This is a genomic window from Arthrobacter sp. GAS37, assembly GCF_044908325.1.
GTDB lineage: Bacteria > Actinomycetota > Actinomycetes > Actinomycetales > Micrococcaceae > Arthrobacter > Arthrobacter ramosus.
Genome location: NZ_JBIYDB010000016.1, coordinates 97,099 through 108,877 on the forward strand (window position 1 = coordinate 97,099; position 11,779 = coordinate 108,877).

Annotated in this window: 12 protein-coding genes; 7 read left to right on the top strand and 5 right to left on the bottom strand. The window is 63.1% G+C overall.

Going from position 1 to position 11,779, the window contains the following annotated elements:
- Positions 1-53: 53 nt before the first annotated feature.
- Positions 54-1,706, bottom strand: coding sequence for an MDR family MFS transporter (locus ABH924_RS14355; RefSeq protein ID WP_404499772.1), 1,653 nt, complete (start codon positions 1,704-1,706; stop codon positions 54-56).
- Between the two features lie 108 nt (positions 1,707-1,814).
- The gene (rraA, locus tag ABH924_RS14360; protein ID WP_404499774.1) at positions 1,815-2,297 is read right to left on the bottom strand and encodes a ribonuclease E activity regulator RraA; all 483 of its coding nucleotides are present in this window, start codon (positions 2,295-2,297) and stop codon (positions 1,815-1,817) included.
- A 162-nt stretch (positions 2,298-2,459) separates the two neighbouring features.
- Between rraA and ABH924_RS14365 the strand changes: the two genes are divergently transcribed.
- From ABH924_RS14365 to ABH924_RS14385, 5 genes are all read left to right on the top strand, one after another.
- On the top strand, positions 2,460-3,779 hold the full coding sequence (locus ABH924_RS14365; RefSeq protein ID WP_404499776.1) for an MFS transporter: 1,320 nt from the start codon (positions 2,460-2,462) through the stop codon (positions 3,777-3,779).
- Between the two features lie 121 nt (positions 3,780-3,900).
- Positions 3,901-4,503: a TetR/AcrR family transcriptional regulator gene (locus ABH924_RS14370; protein WP_234751868.1), complete on the top strand. Its 603-nt coding sequence runs from the start codon at positions 3,901-3,903 to the stop codon at positions 4,501-4,503.
- A gap of 239 nt (positions 4,504-4,742) precedes the next feature.
- Positions 4,743-5,936: an NADP-dependent malic enzyme gene (locus ABH924_RS14375; RefSeq protein WP_404499778.1), complete on the top strand. Its 1,194-nt coding sequence runs from the start codon at positions 4,743-4,745 to the stop codon at positions 5,934-5,936.
- Between the two features lie 348 nt (positions 5,937-6,284).
- Positions 6,285-7,664 (top strand): histidine kinase, encoded by a 1,380-nt coding sequence (locus tag ABH924_RS14380; protein WP_404499780.1) that lies wholly within the window; start codon positions 6,285-6,287, stop codon positions 7,662-7,664.
- Positions 7,657-8,331: a response regulator gene (locus ABH924_RS14385; protein WP_404499782.1), complete on the top strand. Its 675-nt coding sequence runs from the start codon at positions 7,657-7,659 to the stop codon at positions 8,329-8,331. The genes ABH924_RS14380 and ABH924_RS14385 overlap by 8 nt, the downstream gene beginning before the upstream one ends.
- Positions 8,332-8,415: 84 nt before the next feature.
- Here ABH924_RS14385 and ABH924_RS14390 read toward each other — a convergent pair whose 3' ends face one another.
- A complete protein-coding gene (locus ABH924_RS14390; RefSeq protein WP_234751872.1) occupies positions 8,416-8,886 on the bottom strand; it encodes a DUF4383 domain-containing protein in 471 nt (156 codons plus the stop codon).
- 197 nt (positions 8,887-9,083) lie between these two features.
- Here ABH924_RS14390 and ABH924_RS14395 point away from each other — a divergent pair, with 197 nt between their 5' ends.
- Positions 9,084-10,076, top strand: a complete 993-nt coding sequence (locus ABH924_RS14395) for a hypothetical protein (RefSeq protein ID WP_404499784.1) — start codon at positions 9,084-9,086, stop codon at positions 10,074-10,076.
- Positions 10,077-10,094: 18 nt separating this feature from the next.
- On the opposite strand, the gene ABH924_RS14400 is transcribed toward ABH924_RS14395, so the two are convergent.
- Positions 10,095-10,418, bottom strand: a complete 324-nt coding sequence (locus tag ABH924_RS14400; RefSeq protein WP_234751874.1) for a hypothetical protein — start codon at positions 10,416-10,418, stop codon at positions 10,095-10,097.
- Positions 10,419-10,478: 60 nt separating this feature from the next.
- The gene (locus ABH924_RS14405) at positions 10,479-11,114 is read right to left on the bottom strand and encodes a LysE family translocator (protein ID WP_234751875.1); all 636 of its coding nucleotides are present in this window, start codon (positions 11,112-11,114) and stop codon (positions 10,479-10,481) included.
- A 103-nt stretch (positions 11,115-11,217) separates the two neighbouring features.
- Between ABH924_RS14405 and ABH924_RS14410 the strand changes: the two genes are divergently transcribed.
- Positions 11,218-11,673 carry an Lrp/AsnC family transcriptional regulator gene (locus ABH924_RS14410; RefSeq protein WP_234751876.1) on the top strand — a complete coding sequence of 152 codons (456 nt, stop codon included), beginning with the start codon at positions 11,218-11,220 and terminating at the stop codon, positions 11,671-11,673.
- Positions 11,674-11,779: the final 106 nt, after the last annotated feature.

Consider the following 11,779-nt stretch of genomic DNA (forward strand, 5'->3'; position numbering starts at 1 on the left):
ACGGCAGGCAGTCCAAAAGACTGCCTGCCGTGACGCGGTCGAAGAGACGGAAACTAGTGCGCGGACACGGATTCCTTTGCTGCCGCCTTCGGATCCATCAGTTTCTTGTTCGGCAAAGCGAAGCTGATGAGGAACGCGAGGCCGGTCAGCGCCGCGGCGGTCAGCATCACGGTGTCGATCGACTGCGCGAAGCCTTCAACGATAGGCCGTGTGAGCGCCGGGTTGGCGTGGTGCAGCCAGCTGGTGTCGTTCAGCGAATCGTTCGTGGCGCCGTTCTTGAAGAAGTCGTACAGCTTGGCGTTGGCGGGATCCGCGGCAACCGCAGGATCCTTGAGCACCTTGAGGTAGTCCGCGCTGCCCATGGCGTCCTTCATGCCCGAGGCGATCTTGTCGGCGGCCAGGCTGAAGAGCATTGAGATGAACACCGCGGTTCCCACAGCGCCACCCATGGAACGGAAGAACGCAGCGGTGGACGTGCCCACACCCATGTCCTTCGGCGGTACGGAGACCTGCATGGCCAGAGTGAGCGGCTGCATGCAGAAGCCCAGGCCCATGCCGAAGAATACGGCGATCAGACCGGGAACCCAGAGGCCGGTGTCGACGCCGAGGGATAGGCCCATGACGACGGCGGCGGCGGTCAGGATGCCCGTACCGAGGATTGGGAAGATCCGGAAAACGCCCGACGCCGAGATGGTCCGTCCCGCTGTAATGGAACCGAAGAGGATGCCCACTGTGAAGGTGATCATCATGAGGCCCGCTTCGGTAGGGGTGAGGCCCTTGACCAGCTGCAGGTACATCGGGAGCATCGCGATGGCCCCGAACATGCCGATGCCGATGATGAAGTTCAGCAGGGAAGACAAGCCGAAGGTGATGTTCCTGAAGAGCCGCAAGGGGATCAGTGCGTAGTCGCCGGCACGCCGCTCAACCAGCAGGAACGCGATGATGCCGATGACGCCAAGCCCGTAGCAGATCCACGAGTTGCCGGAGGTCCAGCCCCAGCTGCGGCCTTGTTCGGCCACGAGCAGCAGCGGGACGATTGCCAGCGTAATGGCTCCCGCGCCCCAGTAGTCGATCTTCTGCTTGACGTGCTTCGCGGGCAGGTGCAGGTAGAAGAACACCACGGCCAGTGCAGCCAGGCCTATGGGCAGGTTGATGAAGAAGACCCAGCGCCAGCCGTCGAAGCCAAGGATGTTGGACGAGCCTGCGAAAGCACCGCCGACCACGGGCCCGAGGACCGAGGAAACGCCAAAGACGGACATGAAGTAGCCCTGGTACTTGGCACGATCCTTCAGGGCAACGATGTCGCCGATGATGGTCAGCGCGAGGGCCAGCAGACCGCCGGCGCCCATACCTTGGATGCCGCGGGCGATGGCGAGCTCGGTCATGGAGTGAACGGAACCGGCGTACAGTGAGCCGGCGAGGAAGATCAGGATCGCGGCCAGGTACAGCGGGCGGCGGCCGAAGATGTCACTGAGCTTGCCGTACAGCGGGGTGGTCACCGTGGAGGTGATGAGGTAGGCCGTAGTGGCCCACGCCTGCAAGGACAGGCCGTCCAGGTCGTTGGCGATGGTGTAAATGGACGTGGACACGATGGTCTGGTCCAGGGAGGACAGGAACATGCCGAGCATGAGGCCCACCATGACCGTGAGCGTCTGACGGTGTGTCAGGACCTCTCCGGCGGCCCGCACAGGCGTGGCGTTGGACATTGCTTCTCCAAGGGTGGATGAAAAGGGGACTAAGCAGGGATAGTTGCTTTCAGTAACTATCCTAATCGCTCCTGTATTCCTTGTCTTACCCGATTGGCGAGAAAAATGTCACCGCTCCACGAGAATCCCGTCAGAATCGCAGTAGATCAGGGTGCCGGGTTCGATGTGCACTCCGTCAATCACCAAAGGGATGTCCACTTCGCCACGGCCCACTTTGGAGCTCTTCTTGGGATTGCTCCCGAGGGCTTTGACGCCCAAAGGCAGCTTCGCGATCGCCACGCGATCACGGATGGCCCCATTGATCACGACGCCGGCCCAGCCGTTCGCAACGGCGCTCTCCGCGATCATGTCCCCCATGAGGGCTGTGCGCAGCGAGCCGTAGCCGTCCACCACCAGCACGGCGCCTTCGCCAGGGGTCGCCAGAATTGTCTTCACCAGGGCATTGTCCTCAAAGCACTTGATGGTGCGAACGGTGCCGCTGAAGTGCGAGACGCCGCCGAGGTCCTGGAACTGCAGTGATATCGACTCAACATCCTCGGCACGCTCGTCGTAGAGATCGGCGGTGTTGATGGGGTTCGCTGGGCTGTTCATCGTTGATCCTCCTCGGTCCGTTGGAGTTACCCTAACGCGTGCGGACTTACCTTGGCGGTCCTGGACAGGGCAGTTGTCCACATGCGCGCCTTCATGACAGCCGGACAGACTCCCACGGCGCTAGGCTGAATCCACACGTCCAGACGCTAGGGGAGCACCGCCATGAGCCTGTCCGATCTGCCCGGTTCATTGCCTGAAAGACCGGCGACGGATCCTGCGGGGATGCAGGCAGGCCCGACGACGGCGCTCGCCGAGCCCGTGGAGCGCGTCCGCTCGCTGTGGGTCACCGGAGTGGTGCTCGTCAATGTGGGCATCAACGCTGCCTTCTTCGGCCCGATTCAGGTTTTGCTCGGGCAGCAAGCCATCCACTTTGACGAAGGCCAGAAGGAAGCCATCCTTGCGCTGGTTACGGGATGCGGTGCTGCGGTGTCCCTCGTGGCGAACCCGATCTTCGGTGCGTTCAGCGATCGCAACACGTCCCGCTTCGGACGGCGGGTACCTTGGGTGCTCTTCGGCGCCATCCTGGGCGCGGCAGCCCTTGTGGCCCTGGCGGGTGCTCCCAACGTGGCAGTCATGGCCATTTTGTGGTGCCTGGTCCAGGCCGGTTGCAATGGAGCCTATGCCGCCATCACAGCGGCTATTCCGGATCGAGTGCCAGTGCCGCAGCGCGGCGCGGTCGGCGGCCTTGCGGCCATGGGTCAGACCGTGGGCATTCTCGCGGGCGCGGTGATCGCTTCCGTGGTTTCCGGGAACTTTGCCCTCGGCTACATTGTCTGTGCCGCCGCGCTGCTGGCCGGCGTCGTGCTCTATCTTTTCAAGAATGACGACGTGCCTCTCGTTCCGGAGGCCAGGCCGCCGTTCAAACTCTGGACATTCGTCAAGGGATTTTGGATCTCGCCCGTCAAATATCCCGACTTCGCGTGGGCCTGGCTGACGAGGTTCCTGGTCAATGTCGGCAACCACATGGTCACGCTGTACTTGCTGTTCTTCCTCAAGGATGCCGTGCACCTCGAGGAAGCGCAGGGGATCAAGCCAGAGCTCGGGGTCCTGATCCTCACAGGCCTCTATGCGGTCATGGTGATCATCACCAGCGTGGTGGGCGGTGCCATCAGCGACCGTATGGGCAAACGCAAACCCCTCGTCATTGTCTCGTCCATCGTCATTTCGATAGCTGCCCTGATCCTTGGGTTCGAACCCACGTGGACGGGGGCCATTGCCGGTGCGGCGGTGCTCGGTATCGGCTTTGGTGCGTACCTGGCGGTCGACTTCGCCCTTATCACCCAGGTGCTGCCCTCTGCGCTGGACCGGGGCAGGGACCTTGGGGTCATCAACGTGGCCAACTCTTTGCCGCAGGTGATCGCCCCTCTTATCGCGTACCCCTTTGTGGCGTTCTGGGGTGGCTACGTCTCGCTGTATGTGGCCGCAGCTGTGATCGGTCTGCTGGGGGCGGTATTCGTGGTGAAGATCAAGGGCGTCGCGTAGCCCTGCGAATCCGTTCTCAGGGAACTGACAACTTGCTGCCGTATCATTGTCAGGACGCGCTCGGTCTTTGGGGGGCCGCGCAATCTCCCAGAACGAAGCCCAAACCAACAGAACGCCGGAAATGTCCGAACCGAACTCCTTGGAACCGTATTCGCTGGATCTGGCCGCGGGGTTGCCCCAAATGGCGGCTGCTCCCACCACGCCGAGACAGCTATTGCGCTACGCCCGGATACTGAAGACTGCCGCGGGATTCGCCCAGCGGCAGTTCGATACCGTGAGCCTTTCGGACGTATCCACCAGGGCCCACGTTCCCCTTGGGACGCTCTACCGCTACTTTCCGTCCACGGTCCATCTGATGCTTGCGGTCTACCGGCAGCAGCTCCGGGAACTCAATGACGCCAAGCCGGCATCTTCGAGGTGCAGCCAGCAGGAGCTCACCGGTCTCGGGATGGAGATTTTCCACATGCGGGTCATGCAGCCCGCCGTCGAACACTGTCTGTCCCGCACATGGGATACCCGCGACGGCGACATCCCCGTACTCTTGCGCGATATCGAAGTGCTCTCCGCCGAGATGGTCGGGGCCGCGATCGGCGACGCCGGGAGGGCCCGGATTCTCTTGCACGTGATCAGTGGTCTGGTCCAGTCGGTCAACTGCCGCCGGATCTCGCTTTTCGATGCAGAGAAGGACCTGAAGAACGCTTGCAAGCTGATTGCGGACGCGTAGCTTTTCCGGGAATCACCGTAATTGGTCTAGACCACTAAGACCAAAAGTATGAGTTTATGACTGGATGTCTCTAGTCTTCCTATCAGGCCCCTGTCTACCAAGACAGGACCCAAGCGGCTAGCAGCCCATATCCGCAGGAGTTTCACCGCACGGACCAGCCACCCTTGGTCCGGCACCGAAGCCTCTATACCTGCCCGAATAGTGCCGTGGGTTCACGGCTAGCCTGAGGAGACAACGACGTGTCCGTCGAGACCATCACCCCTGAACAGAATCTGACTGCCCTGGCGCTGAGCGAAGAGGAAATCTTCACCGCCCACGAAGGCGGCAAGCTCTCCGTTTCCAGCACGGTACCGCTTTTGAACAAGCGGGACCTTTCCATTGCCTACACTCCCGGTGTCGCCGAGGTGAGCCGCGCGATCCACGCCAACCCTGAGCTTGCACGCACGCATACCTGGGCCGAGCGTCTCGTGGTGGTCGTCAGTGATGGCACCGCGGTCCTGGGCCTGGGCGACATCGGACCCAGCGCCTCCCTCCCTGTCATGGAAGGAAAGTCCGCGCTGTTCAAGGCGTTCGGCGATCTCAATTCCATTCCCTTGGTCCTCAATACCACCAACGTGGACGAAATCATCGAGACCCTGGTCCGCCTGCGTCCGAGCTTCGGTGCCGTGAACCTCGAAGATATCTCCGCGCCCCGCTGCTTCGAACTCGAAGAGCGTCTCATCGAAGCCCTCGACTGCCCCGTCATGCACGATGACCAGCACGGCACCGCCGTCGTGGTTCTCGCAGCGTTGACGAACGCCGCCAAGGTGACCGGCCGTGAACTTGAGGGACTGAAAGTTGTGGTCTCCGGTGCGGGTGCCGCGGGCATCGCCGTCTCCGAGATCCTGCTGACCGCGGGCGTCGAGGACGTCGTCCTTCTGGATTCCAAGGGCATCATCAACGCCGAGCGCGCCGACCTTGTGGCCGATTCGGGCAGCGTCAAGGCCCGCTTCGCCCAGCGCACCAACCCCCGCGCCCTTTCCGGCGGACCCGCAGAGGCTCTTCAGGGCGCCGACGTGTTCATCGGTGTTTCCTCGTCCAAGCTGGCCGAGGAACACTTGAAGCTCATGAACCAGGATTCGATTGTGTTCGCCCTGTCCAACCCGGACCCGGAAGTGCTGCCCGAGGTAGCCGTCAAGTACGCGGCCGTCGTGGCCACTGGCCGCAGCGACTTCCCGAACCAGATCAACAACGTCCTGGCCTTCCCCGGAATTTTCCGCGGAGCCTTGGATGCCGGCGCGCGCCGCATCACCCCGGCCATGAAGATTGCCGCGGCCCGCGCCATCGCCGCACTGGCTGTGGACGAACTCTCCGTCGATTACATCGTGCCCAGCCCGCTGGATCCCCGCGTCGCTCCCGCGGTCACGGCGGCGGTTGCCGCGGCGGCTGAATAATCCCGCGCGCCCAACCCGAATAGCCGACGACGGCGACGCTCCCGTGCTGGGGAGCGTCGCCGTCGTTTTTTGTTCCGTCGTCGTTCTCAGGGACTAACTTCAGCGTTGGTGAGCGAGGGTTTGGGATTTGGGCCCGATATGTGAGCGGGGGTTTGGGATTTGGGCCCGATATGTGAGCGAGGGTTTGAGCAGGCAAACGCTCGCCGACCTTTATCGGCATTTTGGCCGACGCTCGCTCACATCTTGCGTTGGCTCCGAGGATGAATCCGCTGGCTTCCAGGTGGAGATCGGACGCTGGAGGGCAGAATCGGCGTCGCCGGGTCCTTGTCCGTGGATAGGGTGGCTGACATGGAACAGACACTGAAATTTGCACGGCATTGGGGCGCCCCCGTGGCGGCCGTCATTTTCATGGCGGTGTGGTGTGTGGGCGAGGCTGGAAGAATGGGGCCGTCGGGGTTGAGCACGTGGCCCGGCACGTGGATGCTCGTTCTGATGACCTTGGCCATAGCAGTGGCTGTTTGGAAGCCTTATGCGTCACTGGGGCTGACCGCCATCCTTTTGCTCGGCCAATTGACCTATTTCATCCGGCCGCCTTGGCCCAATTATTGGGCAATCTACATCGGCTCGTTCATCGCACTGGCATTCATTCTGTGGACCGGATCCCGCAGGCAGCGGTCGATCGCGGGGGCAGCCAACGTCGTGTTCACGGCTGTCATAACGTTTTTGATGTTGTCATGGCGTTACGGCTATGGCGTTGGCTGGTTCAGGCCCCTATATTCGGGAGACCGGGGCGCCATGAGCTACTACGGCTGGCAGCTCTTCTCCACATTGATTTTGATCGCCGCCGGCTGTGCCGCTGTCGGCATTGCCTTGGCTCTTTATGAGGACCGAGGCAAGCTGTTCCAGTCCAAGGTACTCGCCCAAGCAAGCCTCAAGGAGACCGAGGTCGAGCTCGTGGTGGAGCAGGAGCGCACGCGGATCGCCCGTGACCTTCACGACGTCCTGGCGCACTCGCTCGCCGTGATCGCCGCTCAAGCGGACGGCACGCGCTATCTCAGCCAGGACCAACCCAAAGCGGTGCTCGACGCCTTGGAGAACATCGCGGTATCCGCCCGCCATGCCCTCGTGGACGCACAGCGCGTCATTGAGGGAGTGCGCGACGACGGCCTGGTGGCACCGCAGCCCCGGCTCACCGACGTCGGGCCTCTTGTCGAGCGGATGCGTCAAGGGAGCCTCAAGGTCCAGCAGAGCGAAACCGGAACCCCGGTCGAGCTTGGCGCGGGCCAGCAGCTCGCAGTATTCCGGATTGTGCAGGAATGCCTTACGAACGCCCTCAAGCACGGCGGACGTGGCACGGCCGTGCGCCTTCACTTTGACTGGAGCGGCCCAGGGCTGACCATGCATGTTGCTTCGGAATTGCCGGCGTCCGTTTCGATTGGGGGGACGGACGACGGCGGTGCCGCCGGGCGCGTGGGGCGCGGCATTCCCGGAATGCGCGAGCGTGCGCACCTTGCCGGCGGCTGGCTCAGTTCCGGGCCAGACGGCGAGCAGTTCCGTGTGACGGTCTTCATCCCTTACGGCTCGCGCCCGGCACCCCTCCTTCCGGAAGTGGCCTCGGATCGGGAGGATGTTCCGTCCGGCAAGGGCCTGGAGCAGGAGCCGGCGCTGGCTCTCGAGGGCGCCTCGCCGTCGTCGGGCCCTGAGCGGGAAAGCGTCGGACGTGGCTGAAACGCCCATCACGGTTGCCTTGGTGGACGACCAACCACTGTTCCGCTCCGGCATCCGCATGTTGGTGCAGAGCCAACCGGACATGGACATGGCCTGGGAGGCCGACGACGGCGAACAAGCCGTGGCGCTCGCGGCCGAGCAGCGGCCGGACGTCATGCTGATGGATCTTCGGATGCCCGTGCTGGACGGAGTCGAGGCCACGCGTCGCATCACCGAGGAAGCAGATGCGGCCGGGGTGGACAAACCAAAGATCATTGCCCTGACCACCTTCAACAGGGACCAAGCAGTGGTCGAAGCCGTGCAGGCCGGCGCCAGCGGCTACCTGCTCAAGAGCGCGGAACCGGAATTCCTGCTGGCCGCCATCCGGACCGTGTATTCGGGATACTCGGTGATCGCCCCCGGTTCGGTTCACGAACTCTTCCAGCACGCGGCGAGGACGGTGCCGGTCGCCGGGCCGGACCTCGCCGTCATGGACGAGCTGTCTCCACGAGAGCGGGATGTGTTCCTGCTGGCGGCCAAAGGCTTGGGGAACGCGGAGATGGCGCAGAGCCTGTTTGTCTCCGAGGCGACGGTGAAATCCCATCTGCGGAGTGTGCTCAGCAAGCTCGGGCTGCGCACAAGGCTTCAGCTGGTGGCCTTCGCCTACGAACGCAGGCTCCTCGGGTAGGCGACCCGGACGCAAAGGCGACGGCCGCCTCGAAAGGGACGGCCGCCGTCGTGCAACTGCAGGGTGCTGCAGAGTCAGGGTGCGCTACATGGCGCGGCCCTTCGACTCCTCTCTTGCGTCGCGTCCAAGCCACAGGCCAAGGGCAACCATGACAACACCGAGAACCAGGTGCAGCCAGTCGTCCGCGGCGTTCATGGGCACGAAGTCAGCGCTCATGTTCGACGTGGTGATGAGACCGTAGATCCACAGGACGAGGTAGATTGCGCCGCCACCGATGAGGTAACCGCGCGCCATCCTTCCAGTCCTCGCGAAGTACAGGCCTGCCGCGCCGAATAGCAAATGGACAATATTGTGCAGGACGGATACTTGGAAGACTCCAAGAAGCATGGCGCCCGAGTCATGTCCTGCAAAGGTCATGGCGCCGTAATTGCTGGTGATGCCCGGGATAAATCCCAAGACGCCAACAGCCAGGAAAACCCAGCCCAATACCAGTGCTGTGTTGTGCAGCGTCAGCCCCATCACGTGGTGCTGCGCGGGGTGTGAAGCAGTAGTCATAGCTCCTCCCGATCACGATTTCCATCGGCCCTTCAAATGGAGGGCCGTATCGCGGCAAGGAGTCGGAACCCTGCCGACGAGGATATCTTACTCCCGAAAACCCCGGAATAGAGGGGAGGGGGTGGGACAAAGCGCAGCTAGCATGGTTCTGTGACGCCCAATTATGCGAAGATTTATCCTGCGATGGCAGGGCAACCGTGAGTGAGCCATCGGCTCCCGGAGTCCGCGGAGCGATTTTCGGGGACCCCAGGGACATCACGCCGTTCCGGAATGGACATGTCCGCACGTCGGTGGGTGGACTGGCTGAGGGCTTGAGCGGTGCGATTTGGGGCATCCTGAAAGGAAAGGCCGCTGGCCGGATCGACGTCGCCGGGGATGCTCCCAGACTCAAACGCCTGGCCGGTAAGACCGCCAAATCGGTGTACGACGCCGTCTTCACCAGCACGGAACCGGACCGGCTCATCACCCTGGCGCGCACCTACCCGGGTTGGGCAGGCCTGTGCTACGTGATCGCCGGGCTGCTTGTGTACAAACACACCGGATATCTCCGGGCTTCGGAACTGCTGCAGCGCGGCTTGTCCATACGGATCGACGACGCCGCGAGCCAGTTCTCCTCAAGCTACCTTCGCAGGGTGGTCACGCGGGTCGAGGTGGCGGAGCGGATTGACGTTCCCGTCCTGTTCAGCGAGGAATCCGTCTACCTTGCCCTCTCGCATTGCTTCCGGGAGACGGGCCAGACGGCGGAGGCGCTGGATATCCTGGCCAGCTTGCCGCCGTCGTTGCCCTCCGCCTTGGCTCGCTGCACCGCGGCGTCAGCACTCGAGCGGCACGCCGACGTCGTCGCCTGGACTGAGGGGCTCCGCAACACGGACGACCTTTCGGCTGCGCTGCTGCTGATTCGGGCACAGTCGCTCAGGGTGCTGGGAGAGCGGGAAGCGGCACAGGCCGCTCTCGTGGAGGTACTCCGGAGGAAGAAGACCAGCCTCGCCTTGCGCAATGACGCGCTCACGGACCGGGCGCTGTCGATGCTCGAGGTCAGGCGGCGGACACCCAACCCACGGCCTCTTGTCTCTAAGCGGGTTCCGCGCGGCAAACCGGAGGGGACTGAGCCGGACGCCGTCGATGGCATCCGTAAGGATATCGAGGTGCGCCGGATGTGGAACAAGGATTTCGGCGAACCGGGCGACTGAGGCGACTGGGCCCGGCGGTTAGGCCCGAAGCGCGCGGAGGATTCCCCGAATGGAGACCCCGACGGCGCCGACAAGCGGGAGCAGCATCGCCAAGACAACCACGGTGTTCGGCTGGAAGGTCACGCGTCCGCTGGCGTTGCGGCCATAGACGCCGACAGGGAGCACGAAACCGCCCCCACCACCGCCGGCAGCATTGCCTCCATCGCTGCCTCCTCCGAATCCAAAGGACACCAGGGCCACCGGGATCAGTTCTTCTCCGCCGATCTGCAGGGGCGAACCGTACGCCCTCGACACACCGACCTTCCTGAAGGCCTCTATGAGAGCTGAAAAGTCATCGGACATGAAGCCGACGATAGGCTGCCCCGCCGAAGAGCGCCAGAGCGATCCCACCCGACGGCCACGTCACCGGAGCATTGGAAGCAGCTGTTCGCCCAACAGAACAGCCCCGAGCCCCATCATGATGATGCCGCTCCCAAGGGTCACTACTCGTGCCGCGGATGGCCGGGACTGCAGCAGCTTTCGCGAGGTCAGTGCCACCGCCGTGTAAATGATGCCCGCGAACACGACGAACGTGAGGCCCAGCACGCCTGACTGCACCGGCACCGGCAACGACGCCTCCGGGCTCACAAATTGGGGCACCAGCGCCAGGAAGAACAGCAGGCCCTTGGGGTTGATGCCGCTCGTGCCCATGCCTTGCAGGAAGGTGCGCAACTGGTTTCGGGACTGCCCGACGGCGTCATCCGCACTGAAGCTTGCGCCTCGCCACGAGCGTATGGTGCTCACGCCGAGCCAGAGCAAGTACGCTGCGCCCGCGATCGTCAGCCAGCCTAGAAGCCCCGGAACTCCCGTCAAAAGGGCCGCGAGTCCGGCCACCAGGAGGGCCGTGTGCAGCACGTAGCCGCTGCATAGGCCGGCCACGGCGGGGAGAAAGCTGCGCTGCCGCAGGCCTGCGGCAATCGAATACGCCCAGTCGACTCCCGGGGTGCACGCCAAGGTGACGGCGACAATGACGAAAGCGATGAAAAGCTGGGGATTCATGGTGGCTCCTGGTTGGTGTCTACACCATGAACTTTATGGAAAATCGGCCCATAAGTGTTCCCATATTTAGCCAGACTTGCCGGGATCTCGGTAAGATATTTGCGTGATTGATGGAATAGATAGAACTATTTTGCGCCACCTCAAAGAGGATGGCCGAATGACTGCCACCGCGCTCGCAGCCAAGGTGGGATTGACCGTGGCTCCGTGCCATCGAAGGCTGCGGGATCTCGAGGCTTCCGGCGTCATTCGGGGGTACAGGGCAGACATCGATCCGGGTGCGATTGGCCTCGGATTCGAGGCGATAGTCTTTGTGACCCTGCGTCAGGCTGACCGCGCCACGATGTCGGAGTTCGAAGACCGCGTGGCGGCCATTCCGAACATCGTCGAGGCCCAGCGGCTGTTCGGCTCGCCGGACTACCTCCTCCGCGTGATCGCCGCCGATCTCCCGGCCTACCAGCGCTTCTACGACGACCAACTCTCGGCACTTCCCGCCGTCGAGCGCCTCAACTCGACGTTGGTGATGAAGAACCTGAAGCCGAACGCGGGACCGCCGGTCTGAGTTCGGTTAAATGTCGTAGCCTCCTGGCAGAGTGTTTCCATGGAAGCGATCGGATACTTCGACACCCGGCAGGGCCCCGTGTCCCGCGGGTTCTTCGGAGTGTCGC